This is a genomic window from Bacillus sp. I-2, assembly GCF_001974945.1.
Taxonomy (GTDB): Bacteria; Bacillota; Bacilli; order Bacillales; family Bacillaceae; genus Bacillus; species Bacillus safensis.
On record NZ_LZRW01000043.1, the window covers coordinates 24,010 to 40,189 of the forward strand.

The 16,180-nt window shown below is 42.4% G+C and carries 17 protein-coding genes; 12 read left to right on the top strand and 5 right to left on the bottom strand.

Annotation, left to right across the window (positions count from 1 at the left end; genetic code table 11):
* Positions 1–143: 143 nt before the first annotated feature.
* Entirely contained in the window at positions 144–974 is an 831-nt protein-coding gene (locus BAE31_RS13310; RefSeq protein ID WP_034283328.1) for a YitT family protein, read from the top strand.
* Between the two features lie 291 nt (positions 975–1,265).
* Here the strand turns inward: BAE31_RS13310 and BAE31_RS13320 are convergent, their stop codons facing one another.
* A complete protein-coding gene (locus tag BAE31_RS13320; RefSeq protein ID WP_076840653.1) occupies positions 1,266–1,949 on the bottom strand; it encodes a hypothetical protein in 684 nt (227 codons plus the stop codon).
* Between the two features lie 249 nt (positions 1,950–2,198).
* On the opposite strand from BAE31_RS13320, the gene BAE31_RS13325 reads away from it, so the two are divergent.
* The 3 genes from BAE31_RS13325 to BAE31_RS19715 are packed head-to-tail and all read left to right on the top strand — an operon-like array spanning position 2,199 to position 3,263.
* A complete protein-coding gene (locus tag BAE31_RS13325) occupies positions 2,199–2,516 on the top strand; it encodes a PadR family transcriptional regulator (protein ID WP_024424392.1) in 318 nt (105 codons plus the stop codon).
* Complete coding sequence (locus BAE31_RS13330; protein ID WP_041106184.1) at positions 2,509–3,096, top strand: DUF1700 domain-containing protein; 588 nt, start codon at positions 2,509–2,511, stop codon at positions 3,094–3,096. The genes BAE31_RS13325 and BAE31_RS13330 overlap by 8 nt, the downstream gene beginning before the upstream one ends.
* Positions 3,093–3,263: a hypothetical protein gene (locus BAE31_RS19715; protein WP_164512186.1), complete on the top strand. Its 171-nt coding sequence runs from the start codon at positions 3,093–3,095 to the stop codon at positions 3,261–3,263. Before BAE31_RS13330 ends, BAE31_RS19715 begins: the two co-directional genes overlap by 4 nt.
* Before the next feature lie 17 nt (positions 3,264–3,280).
* Here the strand turns inward: BAE31_RS19715 and BAE31_RS13335 are convergent, their stop codons facing one another.
* Positions 3,281–4,498: a multidrug effflux MFS transporter gene (locus BAE31_RS13335; RefSeq protein ID WP_076840654.1), complete on the bottom strand. Its 1,218-nt coding sequence runs from the start codon at positions 4,496–4,498 to the stop codon at positions 3,281–3,283.
* Between the two features lie 213 nt (positions 4,499–4,711).
* Here BAE31_RS13335 and BAE31_RS13340 point away from each other — a divergent pair, with 213 nt between their 5' ends.
* A complete protein-coding gene (locus BAE31_RS13340) occupies positions 4,712–5,248 on the top strand; it encodes a GNAT family N-acetyltransferase (RefSeq protein ID WP_076840655.1) in 537 nt (178 codons plus the stop codon).
* A gap of 58 nt (positions 5,249–5,306) precedes the next feature.
* Here BAE31_RS13340 and BAE31_RS13345 read toward each other — a convergent pair whose 3' ends face one another.
* Positions 5,307–5,510, bottom strand: coding sequence for a hypothetical protein (locus BAE31_RS13345; RefSeq protein WP_076840656.1), 204 nt, complete (start codon positions 5,508–5,510; stop codon positions 5,307–5,309).
* Between the two features lie 111 nt (positions 5,511–5,621).
* On the opposite strand from BAE31_RS13345, the gene BAE31_RS13350 reads away from it, so the two are divergent.
* Positions 5,622–6,161 carry a ribonuclease FAU-1 family protein gene (locus BAE31_RS13350; RefSeq protein WP_076840657.1) on the top strand — a complete coding sequence of 180 codons (540 nt, stop codon included), beginning with the start codon at positions 5,622–5,624 and terminating at the stop codon, positions 6,159–6,161.
* 38 nt (positions 6,162–6,199) lie between these two features.
* Here BAE31_RS13350 and BAE31_RS13355 read toward each other — a convergent pair whose 3' ends face one another.
* A complete protein-coding gene (locus tag BAE31_RS13355) occupies positions 6,200–7,813 on the bottom strand; it encodes a S8 family peptidase (protein WP_076840658.1) in 1,614 nt (537 codons plus the stop codon).
* Positions 7,814–7,999: 186 nt separating this feature from the next.
* Between BAE31_RS13355 and BAE31_RS13360 the strand changes: the two genes are divergently transcribed.
* The 4 genes from BAE31_RS13360 to BAE31_RS13375 all read left to right on the top strand — a co-directional run bounded on the left by BAE31_RS13360 (position 8,000) and on the right by BAE31_RS13375 (position 12,489).
* The gene (locus BAE31_RS13360) at positions 8,000–9,481 is read left to right on the top strand and encodes an amidase (RefSeq protein ID WP_076840659.1); all 1,482 of its coding nucleotides are present in this window, start codon (positions 8,000–8,002) and stop codon (positions 9,479–9,481) included.
* Between the two features lie 37 nt (positions 9,482–9,518).
* Positions 9,519–10,091 carry a TetR/AcrR family transcriptional regulator gene (locus BAE31_RS13365; RefSeq protein ID WP_024424384.1) on the top strand — a complete coding sequence of 191 codons (573 nt, stop codon included), beginning with the start codon at positions 9,519–9,521 and terminating at the stop codon, positions 10,089–10,091.
* A gap of 82 nt (positions 10,092–10,173) precedes the next feature.
* Positions 10,174–11,196: a quercetin 2,3-dioxygenase gene (locus tag BAE31_RS13370; protein WP_076840660.1), complete on the top strand. Its 1,023-nt coding sequence runs from the start codon at positions 10,174–10,176 to the stop codon at positions 11,194–11,196.
* Between the two features lie 159 nt (positions 11,197–11,355).
* Positions 11,356–12,489: a zinc-dependent alcohol dehydrogenase gene (locus tag BAE31_RS13375; protein WP_076840661.1), complete on the top strand. Its 1,134-nt coding sequence runs from the start codon at positions 11,356–11,358 to the stop codon at positions 12,487–12,489.
* Positions 12,490–12,510: 21 nt separating this feature from the next.
* Here BAE31_RS13375 and BAE31_RS13380 read toward each other — a convergent pair whose 3' ends face one another.
* Complete coding sequence (locus BAE31_RS13380; protein WP_076840662.1) at positions 12,511–12,948, bottom strand: MarR family winged helix-turn-helix transcriptional regulator; 438 nt, start codon at positions 12,946–12,948, stop codon at positions 12,511–12,513.
* A gap of 261 nt (positions 12,949–13,209) precedes the next feature.
* On the opposite strand from BAE31_RS13380, the gene BAE31_RS13385 reads away from it, so the two are divergent.
* Together BAE31_RS13385 and BAE31_RS13390 are read left to right on the top strand one after the other, a co-directional pair.
* The gene (locus BAE31_RS13385; protein WP_076840663.1) at positions 13,210–14,718 is read left to right on the top strand and encodes a class I adenylate-forming enzyme family protein; all 1,509 of its coding nucleotides are present in this window, start codon (positions 13,210–13,212) and stop codon (positions 14,716–14,718) included.
* Positions 14,719–14,784: 66 nt separating this feature from the next.
* Complete coding sequence (locus BAE31_RS13390) at positions 14,785–16,167, top strand: amino acid permease (protein WP_041106205.1); 1,383 nt, start codon at positions 14,785–14,787, stop codon at positions 16,165–16,167.
* The last annotated feature ends 13 nt before the right edge of the window (positions 16,168–16,180 follow it).

Sequence of the window (16,180 nt, forward strand, 5' to 3'; positions counted from 1 at the left end):
AAGAGATATATATTATGGAAAGATTGATTTCAGAAAGCTTCATCAAAAGGCGCCGTCTTTTGATTTTTATGTTGTCCAACGACTGTCTTCTTTCGTGCAGAAAGAGGGTTTTTTATATGCTTAAAAAAGGAGGAAAGAAGAAATTGAAAAAATGTGTAAAAGATATAGCGATGATTCTAGTTGGTTCTTTTTTATTTGCCGCAGCAGTGAACATGTTTGTCATTCCGCTTGAATTTGGTGAAGGCGGCGTCACGGGGCTGTCCATTATTTTTTATTATTTGTTTGAAATAGCACCGTGGCTGACGAACCTTGTGTTTAATGCCATCTTACTGCTTGTCGGCTATAAGTATTTAGACAAGAAGACCACGATTTATACTGTGGTTGCCGTCGCAAGTAACTCTCTATTTTTGCACCTGACCACAACATGGGTCGTGAATGTTCATGAATTGATCATTGGAGCGATTTTTGCAGGAATTATCATCGGAATTGGGATTGGTCTTGTGCTCAGAGCAGGTGGAACAACGGCGGGTTCTGCCATTCTCGGAAGAATTGCCAACAAGTATTTAGACTGGAACGTGAGCTATGCCATCTTGTTCTTTGATTTGATCGTTGTATTTGCTTCCTACTTTATTATTGGTGCGGAAAAATTAATGTTTACGATTGTGATGCTGTATGTGGCGACTAAGGTGATGGATTTCGTCATAGAAGGGCTTAACACGAAAAAAGCAGTGACGATTATTTCTTCATGCAAAGATGATATTGCAGAAGAAATCAATCACACCTTGGATCGAGGCGTAACCATTTTAAACGGTCGCGGTCATTATTCGAAGGAATCGAAGGAAATTCTCTATGCAGTCATTCAAAAACAGGAGCTGATGCGTTTAAAGAAAATCATTAAGAAAATTGATCGAGACGCATTCGTTGTTGTCCATGACGTGCGTGATGTGTTTGGAGAAGGATTTGTGAATATATAAAAAGTAAAAAAAGACACCTCCACTATAAAGTGGGGGTGTCTTTTCATATGTTGAGTGATCTTATGTTTAAGGGACTATTTTTTCAAGGTATCATCTTTTTTCTCGTTACTTTTCAGAACGAAAAAGCGTATACACTCAGCAATGGCCACTCCCACCACAAACAGGATGATGGGTGTAATGGTAAAAGGTTGTTTGAAGATGAACAAATACACGATATAACATAATGTTAATGTAATAACTAACGTGAGGTAATTGCTCAACGCTCTATTCAAGATCATCAACTCCTCTCTTTTAAGGTCTACAACTAGCCGGTATTGGTTGAGTTGAAAAGAATTTTCCACTTTCTGCCGTTCTCATCACTTTTTTTCGAGTTGAGTTTTCGTAAAACTTAGTATGATTAAAATAAGGATAAGCATTACATTTAAAAGCATATCGGTATTGAAAAACTGTATAGTACAGTGTGGTGGATGTGCCAGCAAGAAATGCAATAATAGCTGTAATCACACTAACTGGAGCTTTAGTAACAGCAGAAATGCTTGCTGCAGCAAGCCCAATTGTTACATTTTTTATGTTATAAGAATAGTTGAATTTTCCCATGTAAGAGCCGCCTTTTGGAACAGCTTGGGTTGTGAATTCTGTAGATACGGTATTATCCGTAGATACTTTTAAATTTTCATCCTTCCTACCATTAATAAAAAGTGTCTGAGTGTTGTTATAGAACTCCACTAAAGTTTCGCTATTGTTACCTTCCTCTTTAATTTTAACAACGTTTTTTTCTGAATCAGTGAAATCATAGGAGTACTTTATAAGACTGTCATTAAAAATAATTTTTTCAGAGAATAACTTACCCTCATAAGAATCTTTAAAGTTATTTTCCTTTACAGAAAATTTAGAGGGAGTAATAGCACTTGAATTAGACTGGGGGAGGATTGTTGCAATTAGTAAAATCAAACAGAAAAAAGTAAGCCTTTTCAAAGTAACTGCCCCTTTCATATTATATTATCGAATCAACTTATTAATTCCATAAAATTAAACTTATTCCTCTAAAAAAATGAAATAAACAGATAAATTTCTAATATATTACGGTTGATCATAATTCATCTGAGTATAAATACTCTTAATGAAACGAGCATTGTAAAGATGTGATATTTGGAATTCATCAGATATACCTCTTGTCACATCATACTATGTATTGTATAGTATGAATAGTTAGGAGTTGTAAACATGAATGCACAATTAAAAAAAGGATTACTGGAATTTTGTGTACTGGCGGTATTAAAGAAAGGCGATTCCTATGGTTATCAAATCATTAAAGATATGTCCCATTGTATTGAGATTTCAGAATCGACATTATATCCGATTTTAAAGCGTTTAGAGCAAAACAATTATGTGGAGACCTATTCCCAGGAACATAACAGTCGATTAAGAAAATACTACCGCATGACAGAAAGCGGGCGGGAGCATATGGCGCAGTTTTTAGAGGAATGGGATCAGGTGATGGCGATTTACGACTTTATTTCTGGAGGACAGGGCAATGAATAAAAAAGAATTTTTGAGCAGCCTAAAGAAGCATCTGCATCTTCTAGGTGACAAAGATAGTGATCGGTTTATCGAATACTACGATGAAATGATTGAGGATTATCAGGAAGATGGCTACAGTGAAGAGGAAGCGGTTCATCAAGTCGGGCAGCCTGCTATGATCGCTGAAGGGATTATGAAGGAACAAGGAATAAAAACCGTTCAGGTGCCGACGTTTGGAGAAAAAGCGACGAGACTCTCCATTCTCATTTTAGGCTTTCCGTTATGGGGCAGTATTCTAGCAACAGTCTTCCTGCTGATTCTTTCTGTGTATATGGTGATTTGGTGCATTCCACTCGTGACAGGTGCATTGACGCTTACTGGTCTGCTTGGCGGTTTTTGGAGCATCATTGGTTCTCCATTTATTTTTCAGGACGGTTTGCATGTGGTGGTGACGCAGGTTGGCGTTGGTATTCTTCTATTAGGTGTCGGATTATTAAGCGGCATAGCCACGGCGTATTTGACAAAGCTATTTGTGCAAATGACTATTCAAACCACTAAGGCATTCATGGGAATGTTTAAAAAGAAGGTCGTGAGAGTATGAACGTGAATGATTTAAAAAAGCAATGCATCAAATGGGGGATCATCTTCACCGTTGCCGGAGGAATTGTCATGGCAATTGGTTTTGGAATATCAGGCTTTGATTTAGATGCATATCACAACAATGACGAGAGTAACGTGTTCCGCACCATCAATTGGAGCAAGCCATAATAAATGAAAAAACCCGCTTATGCGGGTCTTTTTTTCGCTCGGGCCACAAAGAAGAAATAACAGCAAAGTGCGCCTAGATCACAAAGCATAATGATTAGACCCATTGGAAAGGCTGTTTGGCTTCCGGCTAGTCCGACAAGAGGGGTCATGCAAGCGCCTAGCAGCATTTGTGCCACACCGATCAGTGCAGCTGCACTTCCTGCATGCGCTCCGTGATGCTGCATCGCAAGAGACGGCGCAGATGTGCCGACAATTCCAACGCTTGAGACAACAAAAAACAGCGGAATCAGAATACCGTACAATCCTGCATCAATTGAGATCATGAAAAATAAAGTGACTCCCCCTAATGCAGCTGTCAGCAATCCAATACGAAGAACTTTCTCTTCACCGATTTTCGCAGCGACTCGGGCAAATACTTGTCCAGCCGTGATAATCCCAAGACTATTTACCGCAAAGGCCGCACTAAATCCTTGTGGAGAAAGGTTAAAAATCTCCTGAAGCACAAACGGTGAACCAGAAATATAGGCAAACATTGCTGCGAAGACAAGACCTTGTGATAGGGCATATCCAACAAAGAGACGATCGCTCGCTAGTATTTTCATCGCACCTAGGATCTGTTTGAAGCCCCCAGTCTGTCTGCGTTCCGCAGGTAAGCTTTCTTTCAATGAAAACATTGATCTTAGGAGCATTAGCGCTCCAAGGATTCCTAGAAGAACAAACACACCCTGCCACGTCGTGAACCGTAACATTTGTCCGCCCACGATAGGTGCCGCTGCCGGAGCAACCCCGTTGACTAACATCAGCAGTGCAAAGAATTTCGTCATTTCTGATCCTTCATAATGATCTCGGACAATGGCTCGTGCAATGACAATGCCTGCTGAACCAGCAAGTCCTTGAATCAATCTAAGAAGAATGAACGTCCAAATCGATGTGACCACTGTACAAAGAAGGGATGCTGCAATAAAAATGATCAATCCAATCATGAGCGGCTTTCTTCTGCCGACTGTATCACTGATTGGACCTGCAATCAGCTGTCCAAGAGCAAGTCCAATCAAACAAGCCATGAGACTTAACTGAGAAAGCGCCGTGCTTGCTTCAAAGTCACGGGCGATATTAGGTAAAGCAGGTAAATACATATCCATTGCCAGCGGAGCAAGGGCTGTTAAAGATCCGAGCAATGCGGCAAGGAGAAATCGATTTTTTTTCGATTCTTGGGGATAGGATAAAGAACTCATATGATGACAACACTCCTCGTATACTTCCTCAACACAGCATAATGAATCAAGCGTTCCTTTTCAATGAAAAATTTTCAGAGATGATTCCGTGCAAAATGATTGATCTTTCGAATGAGACTCTTTACATTGAATGAGTAGAGAAAAGAGTAAGGTGATCGCATGCAGTGATTGCATGATACGTATACCCACTAATAGAGAGCAGGAGGTGCTGACATGAAGCAGCAAGAGCTGATTATTCGTCAAGCAGTCAAAGAAGATCATGAGGCCATCACACGCGTGCTGATCAAATCCTATGCACAGTATGAGCCGCAATTTACAGAAGAAGGTTGGCAAAATTATTCTGCCGCGCTTGCAGCAGCCGTAGATAATCCGAACATGGAGCTGATGCTTGTGGCGGAACATGACGGCAAGGTCGTGGGGACGCTTCAAATGTTCCGGTCATCAGAGCAAGCGTATGACAAACCCGAAATGGGCATTACATCAGCCATCGTCCGGTTTTTAGGAGTAGATCCCGATGTGAGGGGAAAAGGCATTGCAGAATCATTGCTGCGTAAAAGTATTGAACTGACGCAATCATGGGGCGAAAATGTCCTGTATCTTCATACATCTGATAAAATGCAGGCCGCCATTCGCCTATATGAAAGAATGGGCTTTGAGCGTGCGCTTGATAAAGAATTTGTGAACCAAAATGGGACACATGTCAAGAGCTATCAATATTTGATCAAGAAAGAACAGCCGGCAGGTTCATAGTATAACGTGCAGCAAAAGGAAGAGCTTACCTCCATGACAAGCTCTTCCTTTTTTCAATTTACGCCCACAGTGCCAGCGCCCAATAGGATACCACCCACGAGATGAAACCGAACATGACAAAGAATTTTAACATGCGCTCATAAGGAGACAGCTTTCGTTCTTTCTTCGTTTTCACCAGCTGCCAATAAAGGACATAGCCGCAAATCATGAGGATGATTTGTCCAAGCTGTGTAAAGTTTTCAAGAATCGTGATTCCGTTCATTTATTTCACCTCATCATAGGTCTTCCATAAGTAAATGAGGCAATCCTTTATTTCTTCAAAAAAAATCGGTGTATACTGGAAAGAGACCAAATGTTTAGAGGGAGTTGTGACATGTTGTTTTCGCTGCATGCGAATCGTTGGGATGAAGTCATCGAGAGAAAAATCAAATACGATCAGAAAGTTGTGGAACATACCTGTCAGCTGTTAGACGCACAGGGACAGCAGGCTGTGCTGTTTCACAAGATTGAAGAACCGTTTACGATGAGGGCAGGTGAGGGTGCTCTAACCATTCCAAAAGGGAGCTATACGACCGCCTATTATTGGAAGGATCGTCCTTATAACATATATTTCTGGAGAGATGATCAAGGGAAGGAACTAGGATCTTATTTTAATATGGTGGGAGATACACAGTTCAACGGGCAGCTGGTCATGTTTGAAGACCTCATTATTGATCTTCTTGTTCTTCCGAATGGTGATGTCTTTGTGCTGGATGAAGATGAATTGCCGGAGAGTTTAGCGGATTTTGAACACGGTACAGTACGGCGGGCATTAGAGAGCGTGACGGCTTCGTTAGAAAGCATTCTCGATCAAGTGAGGGCAGATGCCGAAGGGAAATATCATCACAGCTTGTTTGAGCCGATGTTGAAATAGAAAAAACGATTCCTCGCTGAAAGGAATCGTTTTTTCTGTTAAACCTTAATACGGTTTAATCGTTTTTGTAAATTGGTTTTTGTTTTGGAGGCTTTTAGCTGTTTGACAGCGCTTTGAGCCGCTGCTTTTGTTTTCTTTGTTCGTTTGGTTTCTGCTTTTTTGACCTTTTGTTTAGCGTCCGTCACTTTCTTTTGATAAGCGACTTGTTTTTTAACTTTGTCGAGCCGGTTTTGCAGGCTTGTTTTTTCTTTGCCTTTATTTAGTTTTTTGATGGCCGTTTGAGCACTTTTAATAGCGCCCTGTGTTTTGTTCTTTTCGGCTGTTTTGACCTTTGCACGTGCCGAGCGGATATCAATGGCTGCTTGGACTTTCTTCACCCGTTCTGTGAGTGCTGTTTTTTGCTTGCTTGCAGTGAGCCTGCCAATTCTCGTTTTGGCTTGATTGACATCTGCCTGCTTTTTAGATGTTTCGGCTGTTTTGACAGCACTGGCCGCAGCCTTTAAAAAGGTGGATTGCGGCACATATTGCACGCGGCCATAGCCGAATTGCGGATCCTTCCCTTTTGCGCCAAGATCCACTGTATAGCTGCGCAATAAAGTGCGAAGCTGTGCATTTGTTTTCTTCGGATGAAGCTGCTTTAACAGTGCCAGCATTCCTGTGACATGCGGCGTGGCTTGTGATGTCCCCGTTGCATACCAATATTCATTTTTTAAATAAGTGCTGATAACGTTCTCGCCAGGGGCAGAAAATTCAATCCCTTTTCCTGTATTCGAGATAGACGCGAGTTTGTCTTTGGAAGTTGTTGCAGAAACGGCAATGACACTATTGTAAGCGGCAGGATAGCTAATATCATTCTTTTTCCCATCATTTCCGCTTGCAGCGACTACAAGCAGTCCTTTTTTATAGGCTTCATCTACTGCTGAACGCAAGATGGGGATATTGTCTTCAAAGCCTAAACTTAAATTAATAATGTCCATCTTGTTGGTAATCGCCCAATCGATGCCTCGAAGCAGACTATACAGGTCGCCTTCTCCCTTTTTATCTAACACTTTCACAGCATACAGCTTCACACCGGAAGCGACGCCGACTGTTCCATAATCGTTATTAAGCGCACCAATCGTGCCGGCGACATGTGTGCCATGTCCTTCATCATCTTTATAAGAGGATGTGTAGTTCACGAATGATTTACCGCCGGCTACCTTTAAATCCTCGTGTGAGAAAATGCCAGTATCTAATACGGCTACTTTTACATTTTTACCAGTGACGCCTTCTTTTATTGCTTGCTTGATATTTAGTTTTTGCAGATTGTAAGATTTTTGTACCAATGCATCCTGATTAGTAGCAGCGGCTGTTTTCTTTACAGTAGAAGCCGCGAGTTTGACCTTTACGTTTTTTGAGACGTAAGCGATGTTTGGGTCTTTTTTGAGTGAGGTGACCGCTTGTTCATCTGCTGTCACAGCGACAGCGGGAAGATGTATGTACTGTGCGTTCACTTTCTCACTTTCCTCAATAGCTGTTTGTTTTCCTTTTTGATTTTTATAGACGATGATGACATCTGTTTCTTTTGGCGGTGCAGCTGCCTGCGAATGGAAGGGCAAAGCAGTTGTCAACGCAAGAAGAAACGCAATGACGATAAGTAATTTCTTTTTCAATGCGTGGCTCCTCTCATCCGATGACCTCGGTCTTTTTTCTCTATTATATCGGAGAAAGCAGAGGGATGGGATAGTAGAATTGTCGTCTTGTTCAGAAAGTTATTTTTACAAGTAACCTGAAATTGAAATTCATAGAATTCTAGTAGACAATAGAGACATCATGATAAGAGAAAGAAGGACATGCTGATGAACGTAAAAGAGTATATGACGTATGATGCGACTGGCTTGGCAGCACTTGTGCGGAATAAGCAGGTAACGCCCGAGGAGCTTATGAAGGCGGCATTTGATAGATTGAATGAGGTCAATCCAGAACTAAACGCTGTGATACGGACGAGACAAGAACAAGTTTTAAAAGACATCAAGGAGTTACATGAGTATCAGCCATTTGCGGGCGTTCCGTTTGTGCTGAAAAATATATCACAAGGGATAAAAAATGAACCGCTGACAGCAGGAGCTTTGCTGTTAAAGGATGTAAAAGCAAATTCGGATTCGCACTTTGTTGATCGGTTGAAGCAGGCTGGTTTTCTCATGATCGGACATACAAATACACCGGAATTCGGTTTAAGAAATGTGACGGAGCCTGCGTTACATGGTCCAACGAGAAATCCTTGGAATACAGACTATTCTCCGGGAGGCTCAAGTGGCGGGACAGCAGCAGCTGTTGCAAGCGGCATTGTACCTGCTGGCGGAGCAAGTGATGGCGGTGGTTCCATCCGGATTCCAGCATCCTTTACCGGTCTGTTCGGCCTTAAGCCTACGCGGGGAAGAACGCCAGTAGGCCCAGGCGCAGGAAGGCAGTGGCAAGGGGCTTCCATCGACTTTACACTTACAAAAACAGTACGGGACAGTGCAGCCCTTCTTGATCTTCTTCAAGTCATTCAGCCTGAAGCTGCTTTCCAAACTCCGTTATACGATGGCAGTTACCAAGAGGATCTGGCGAAACGTACATCTTCTATGCGAATTGCTTACAGCGTAGAATCTCCAGTTGGCACGAAGGTCAGTGAGGAAGCGAAGCAGGCGGTTCAGCAAACAGTGAAATGGCTGAGTGAGCAAGGTCATCAAGTAGAGGAAGCCAAGCCGGAAATTGATGGGATTCATCTCATGCAGCAATATTACGTGATGAACAGCGGAGAAATGTCTGCGTTATTCACTTCCTTGGCTCGTTCGTTAGGGCGTCCAGTAAAGCCGGAGGAAACGGACATCGTGGCATGGGTGCTGGCGGAGGCTGGCAAGAATGTGACCGCTGCTGCTTATACAGAAAGTCTTGATGCGTGGGATCGGGCTGCTGCACAAATGGCATCATTTCATCAAACCTACGATCTCTATGTGACACCAGCTACTGCCTATTCAGCTCCAAAGGTAGGTGAGCTTATGCATTCAGATCAGGAAACAGCCGCACTTTTACGTGTGTCATCTCTTTCCATGCAAGCACAGCAGGATCTGATTTATGACATGTTCCTCAAGAGCTTGACCTACACCCCATTTACACAGCTTGCCAACTTAACAGGTCAGCCATCAATGAGTGTTCCTGTTCATCTTACTAGCGCGGGCATGCCTTTAGGGGTACAGGTGACAGCACCTAAAGGAAAAGAGGACTGGCTGCTCAGGCTTGCGGCGGAAATGGAGACATCCTCGATTTGGAAAGGAACTAGTCAATTAAATCGATAACGCATGATAAGCGACTTTGGTCTATGGAGGGAAAAGAGTGTCACACGTGAGTACGAAGGACAAAATCATTCAAACGGCAGCACTTCTTTTACGTAAACAGGGATACCATGCGACAGGATTGAATCAAATTATCAGAGAGAGCGGCACACCTAAAGGCTCTCTTTATTATTACTTTCCAAATGGAAAAGAAGAGCTGGCCATTGCATCTGTTGAATACATTAGTCAAAAGGTCATCAATCAAATTGAAGAAGGCTTTGCCTATTCGGATGACCCATATATCGCCATCGATCGTTTTATGACCAAGATCATTCGAGGATTTATGGAGAAAGAAAGTGAAAGAGGGATTCCAATTGTCTTGCTTGCGGCAGAGTCCAAGCCTGAAAACGCGCAGCTTCATGCTGCATGCAAACAAGAAATGATCCGCTGGCAGGAGCTTGTAAAAGAAAAGCTAATGAACAGCGGGTATGAAGAAAACAAAGCGGATGAGCTGGCTTCTCTCCTTCACTCAATGGTCATCGGGGGTTTATCGATGACCACTGCACTCAAACAAACGACCCCTTTAGAACACGTAAAAAGTTACCTTAGACACTTATTTATGCGAGAAGAGTAAAAAATCTCTCGCATATTGTCTATCTATTATATCAATTGGTCTATATAATATAGATAGTCAATTTGTCATGAGGAGTGATGGGATGTCGGAGCAACCGCAATCGATGAAGCAATCCGAAGGTACCTTTTTTTATACCGTGTCTGGTTCCGGAAAGCTGTATGGGCTGGAGAATCAGCTTGTTCATATGCTGGCAGAAGCAAATCAAACGAATCAGCTGTTTGAGCTTGCTTTAATCACAGGTGGGAAAGGAGCTTATTTCCCGTTGCACTGTCATGAGCACTTATTTGAAACCATTTTTGTGCTGGAAGGAAAGCTTGAAGTGATGCTGGACGGTAAAAAATACATGGTCACAGCCTTTGATTATATTCATATCCCGCCCAAAACGATTCATGGCTACAGAATGCATAGTCATAAAACAAGATTTATTTCATATACGCTGGGCGGAAAAATGACAGATGTCTATCAGCAAATTGGGAAGAGGCTTTTTCAGAATGAATGGTCTATGACTCATCATGCTTTCGATGCATCCAGTTTTCAGCAGGCTGAAAAAGAAAGCGATATCATCCTGATGCATGGAATCAGAGAACTGTCTAATACAACGAGGCCCTCCGTTTTATTTCATAGTCAGCTTCCTCACGAGGTACAGCCTTATGTATTAGAGGCTGGTGAAGGGAAGCAATACATCATTGATGGTCAGATTCATCAACTGATTGCAACAGTAGAAACAACAGGAGGCGGATTCAGTCATTTTGTGGTTGAAGGAGCGAAGGAGAAATATTTCCCGCCGCATTATCATCAAGTTCATACAGAAGCAATCTATTGTGTGGAAGGGAAGATGAACCTTCATTTGAACGGAGAGGATATTTGCTTGATGCCGGGTGACTTTGCCTATATCCCGCCGGATACGATTCACTCTTATGAATTTGTGTCTCATTCAAATAAAATGTTGGTTTTGCTGCTTCCAGGAGAAATTGAGCAGGTGTATGAGCAGTTTGAAGAATCTCCAAGCCCAAGTATATGTCCCTATTTTATTCAAGAAGGGAATTTCATGTTCAATCGGGAGACTTCCACTCAATATGATTTGTTTTTTGTTGAAAAGGAATAATTGTGTAACGCGTTACACGACATTATGAGTCTGTCGAAACAATCGACAGGCTTTTTTTGGTTTTTTGCCTCCTCCACATAAATTTCTCATTTGATGAATGAACCATTCATTCAAGGTGAAGCTAAGTAAAGATGACTTGAGCTAAAGGAGGAAGGGCATGTGAGGGCTGTTACTTATCAAGGGAAAAATAGCATTGCAGTGAAGAAAGTAGATGCACCGTCGATTCAAGATCGGGAAGATGTGATCATACGTATTACATCAACAGCAATTTGTGGATCAGATTTACATTTGTATCAGGGGAATTTCCCGCTTCCAATCGGCTATGTGATTGGGCATGAACCAATGGGGATTGTGGAGGAAGTTGGCCCGGATGTCACAGCCGTAAAAAAGGGAGACCGTGTCGTCATTCCATTTACAGTTGCATGTGGTAAATGCCAATATTGCGATCATCACTTAGAAAGCCAATGTGACAACTCAAACCCGCACTACGATTCGGGTGGACTTTTTGGCTATAGTGAGAAATATGGGAATTACCCCGGAGGACAGGCAGAGTATTTACGCGTACCTTTTGGCAACTATACCCCGTTTAAGATCCCAGATGATTGCGAGCTGGAGGATGAACAATTGCTCTTCTTATCGGATGTCCTGCCAACCGCCTATTGGAGTGTAGAGCACGCAGGTGTGAAAAAAGGCGATACGGTCATCGTGCTAGGCTGCGGACCTGTTGGGTTAATGGCGCAGCAATTTGCTTGGCAAAAAGGGGCAGAACGTGTGATTGCCGTCGATTACATTGATTACCGCCTGCGGCATGCAAAACGGATGAACGGCGTGGAAGTCTTTGATTTTACAGAAGATCCCGACATGGGAGAAACGTTAAAGGAGCTCACCAAGGGCGGAGCCGATGTTGTGATTGATTGTGTGGGAATGGACGGAAAGAAGTCGCCGCTTGAAAAAATTGAGCAAAAGCTCAAGTTGCAAGGCGGAACGATCGGACCCATTCAAATTGCCACAAAAGCCGTTCGCAAATGTGGAACAGTGCAGATGACGGGTGTGTACGGCGGCCTGTACAACATGTTTCCATTAGGCGCTTTTTTCGCAAGAAACGTCACCCTGAAAATGGGCCAAGCCCCGGCGAGAGGATACATGTCAAAGCTCTATCAAAAAGTGACAAGCGGTGAAATTGATCCTAGAGCGATTATTACTCACAAATTGCCATTAGATGAAGCTGCTCATGCGTACCACATCTTCAATGACAAACAGGATGATTGTATAAAGGTCGTTTTAAAGCCATAAAAAGAAGGCTTAGGAGTATTCCTAAGCCTTTAATGTGTGCTTGTCCATCATTTTTTCGATTAATTCAAAAAATGTTTTTTTATCTTCCTCTGAAAGGTGGTTGAACAATTGATTCACAAGCAGCTGGCGATTGTCGATCATTTGTTTAGCAATTTGTTCACCCGATTCAGAGAGTTCAATCCACACAGTACGGCGGTCATTATTATTTCGAGAGCGGATGATCAGCCCTTCGTCTTCTAAGTGATTGAGAGCGGTTGTTGTTGCAGAGGGAGATAATGAAACTTCCTGCAGAATATTTTTCACAGTACATGATTGATGGCGGTAGATGATACGTAAAATAAACCCTTTAACATTCGTGACGTTTTTCGGAATATTTTCTTCATCTATTTGTTTCGTCGCCTTTAAATACTTTGTCAGTGCATGGTCTAACAAACTTGCCTCTAGCTCGAAATGTTGCATTCTCCATACCTCTTTTCCTATTGCATTCGCATTTCCGATCAATTACTAGGTCTATCTTATCATAATAATCAACATGATTTAAACCAAAATGGAAGACGGCTATAAAATTACCTATATTATCAATTAATATAAAGAACAATTCCAAAATGAAATGATTTTACTTTCAGCTGTTTTTATTTTAGAATGTGAATGAGATAAAATCTGCCAACCCAATTCGCTGGAAATTGGCTATTGGAAATCAAACGTTTGGAGATGAAGATATTGAATACTTTACAGGCATTACTAAACGACAGAATGGAACGCTCTTCACAAATTGAGGCGGTAACTGGCGGAGGGGTGTCTTATACATTTGAAGAATATGCAAAACGCATCGACCAGCTTGCTCATTACTTACATCAAAAAGGAATTCGAAAAGGTGACCGCGTTTGCTTTATTTGTCAAAACCATCATCACTTTTCAACGATTATGCTGGCAGCCATTAAAGCAGGTGCAGTCGCAGTTCCGCTGAGCTGGCAGCTTACTTCTTTTGAGCTGGAAGGTATTTTGAAAAAAGCAGAGCCAAAGGCTTTATTTTTTGACCGAGAATTCCGTGACATGATTGCTGCGGTGAATGTGTCTTTAGACAACTGTCTCATGGCGGAATCTGGTGTAAATGCGAAAACAACGCAGCTGTTTGAAGACATATTAGCTTCAAACGATGGCAGTGATCTTGCGGAAGAGGTATCAGAAGAGGATCTAGCGATGATCTTATTTACCTCTGGGACAACGGGGAATCCAAAAGGCTGTATGGTCGGACATGGACGAATCTATCAATTTTTAACAAGACGCGGGAATCGAGGATTTGACTTGAAAGGGAAACGGTACTTGGCGAGTCACCCTCTCTATCATATGAGTTCAATTAATCATCTGATCGCTGCTGCCATTGAAGGGTATACACTTGTTTTCTTACATGATGCAACACCGAAGCGCATTTTAGAAACGATCGAAAAAGAAAGAATAACGTTCATGATGGCTTTCCCATCAGCTTATACGTACATGCTGGAAGAAATGAAGCGCGGTTCGTATGACCTTTCATCCTTTGAAATTGCGATTTCTGGCGGTACGAAGGTGCCGGTCCGTTTGATTAAGGACTACAAAGAAGCAGGCATTCAGATGATGCATGGCTATGGAAGCACGGAAGCATGGGTTGTCAGTGCGTGGCATCCTGCGATGGGCGAGGATAAAATGGGCTCTGCTGGTAAAGTGGATCCAGATGTAGAAGTGAAAATCGTTCATCCTGAGACTGAGGAAACACTGCCAGCTGGAGAAATTGGCGAAGTCGTCATGAGAAGCCCATTTTATTTCTTAGGCTATTATCATCAGCCTGACGCTACTGCGAAGGTGCTCAAAGATGGCTGGTTCCATATGGGAGATGCAGGCTATCTAGATGAAGACGGGTTTCTATTTATCACAGGCAGATACAAAGATGTGATTTTATACGGCGGAGATAATATCTATCCTGATCAAGTAGAAGAAGTCATTGAACAAATTCCAGGTGTGATTGAATCAGCTGTCATCGGGGTGCCGGACGAATTATATGGTGAAGTGCCAAGTGCATATATCGTAAAAGACGAATCCGCCGATTTCTGCGAAGAAGATGTGGTGAACTATTGTCAGGAACGTTTGGCAGATTACAAAGTGCCATCCATTCATTTCATCAGTGAACTGCCAAAAAACAAGCTTGGTAAAATCATGAAGAAAGATTTACGTGAATTGGTTGTGAATGCTTAGTACCTATTCTGCTATAATGAAATTTGAATGATTTTTTGTTTTTCTAACGTTTTGGAGGGAAAGGGTTTGCGACATATTCTTCGTAAGAAACACGTTCACGATTTGTTGGAACAGAGCAGACAGCAAAAGGTAAAGAAAACGCTGGGCGGGCTCGATCTCACGCTTCTTGGTATAGGGGCAGTGATTGGTACAGGGGTTATGGTGTTAACTGGTATTACAGCGGCTAAAGATGCAGGACCGGCTGTCATTTTCTCCTTTGCGATTGCAGCCATTGTGTGCAGTTTGGCAGCACTTTGTTATGCAGAAATGGCTTCAGCGCTTCCTGTATTCGGCAGTGCATACATTTATTCATATACGACCATGGGCGAGCTTGTAGGTCATTTAATGGGATGGACCTTATTATCTGTCTATATGCTGACTGCTTCAGCTGTCGCCAGCGGCTGGTCGAGTTATTTCAACAGCCTGCTCGAGGGATTTGGAATTTCGATTCCGCATCAATTCTTAGCGGGGCCGGAGCAAGGCGGATATATGAATTTGCCGGCGATTATCATTGCTTTACTAATTGCGTGGATCTTATCTAGAGGAACGAAGGAAAGTAAAAAATTTAATAATATCATGGTGTTTGTGAAACTCGGTATTATTGTTCTTTTCATTGTAGTAGGCGGCTTTTATGTACAGCCAGCCAATTGGCAGCCTTTTATGCCGTTTGGTGCAGAAGGCGTCATTGCCGGTGCTGCCGCTGTATTTTTTGCCTTTTTAGGGTTCGATGCGATTTCTGCTTCAGCAGAAGAGGTGAAAAATCCGCAGCGGAACCTGCCAATTGGGATTATAGGTTCATTACTTATTTGTACGATCATTTACATTGTCGTTTGTTTGGTCATGACAGGCATGGTGCACTATACAAAGCTGAATGTCACAGAGGCTATGTCCTATGTCCTGCAAAGTGTACATCAAAATAGCGTGGCTGGTATTATTTCTGTTGGTGCGGTCATTGGATTGATGGCTGTGATTTTCGCCAATAATTATGCAGCAACTCGAATTGCCTATGCGATGGGCCGAGACGGACTTTTGCCTAAAGTGTTTTCAAAAACAAACAAAAGCGATACGCCTGTTGCTAGCATATGGATGATTGGCGGAATGACAGCTGTTATTTCAGGCTTTATTGATTTGAAGGATCTGTCCAACTTAGCGAATATCGGTGCATTATTAACGTTTGCCATGGTTAGTTTATCTGTGCTTATTTTGAGAAAGACACATCAGCAGCTTGAGAGGGGCTTTAGGGTTCCTTTTGTGCCGGTTTTGCCGATTATCTCAATGGGCTGCTGCTTGTTCCTTATGCTCAACTTACCAGGCCGGACATGGCTTTACTTTGGGGTTTGGCTGTTAATCGGTGTCGTCATGTACGCAGCGTATTCAAACAAACACAGTGAATTAGCGAAATCTTCATGAGAAAAAGGTGCAA

Excerpts from the sequence above, each read along its gene's own strand:
- BAE31_RS13325 (WP_024424392.1), top strand. The coding sequence starts at position 2,199 with ATGAATGCACAATTAAAAAAAGGATTACTGGAATTTTGTGTACTGGCG.
- BAE31_RS13330 (WP_041106184.1), top strand. The coding sequence starts at position 2,509 with ATGAATAAAAAAGAATTTTTGAGCAGCCTAAAGAAGCATCTGCATCTT.
- BAE31_RS19715 (WP_164512186.1), top strand. The coding sequence starts at position 3,093 with ATGAACGTGAATGATTTAAAAAAGCAATGCATCAAATGGGGGATCATC.
- BAE31_RS13335 (WP_076840654.1), bottom strand. The coding sequence starts at position 4,498 with ATGAGTTCTTTATCCTATCCCCAAGAATCGAAAAAAAATCGATTTCTC.
- BAE31_RS13340 (WP_076840655.1), top strand. The coding sequence starts at position 4,712 with ATGAAGCAGCAAGAGCTGATTATTCGTCAAGCAGTCAAAGAAGATCAT.
- BAE31_RS13345 (WP_076840656.1), bottom strand. The coding sequence starts at position 5,510 with ATGAACGGAATCACGATTCTTGAAAACTTTACACAGCTTGGACAAATC.
- BAE31_RS13350 (WP_076840657.1), top strand. The coding sequence starts at position 5,622 with ATGTTGTTTTCGCTGCATGCGAATCGTTGGGATGAAGTCATCGAGAGA.
- BAE31_RS13360 (WP_076840659.1), top strand. The coding sequence starts at position 8,000 with ATGAACGTAAAAGAGTATATGACGTATGATGCGACTGGCTTGGCAGCA.
- BAE31_RS13370 (WP_076840660.1), top strand. The coding sequence starts at position 10,174 with ATGTCGGAGCAACCGCAATCGATGAAGCAATCCGAAGGTACCTTTTTT.
- BAE31_RS13380 (WP_076840662.1), bottom strand. The coding sequence starts at position 12,948 with ATGCAACATTTCGAGCTAGAGGCAAGTTTGTTAGACCATGCACTGACA.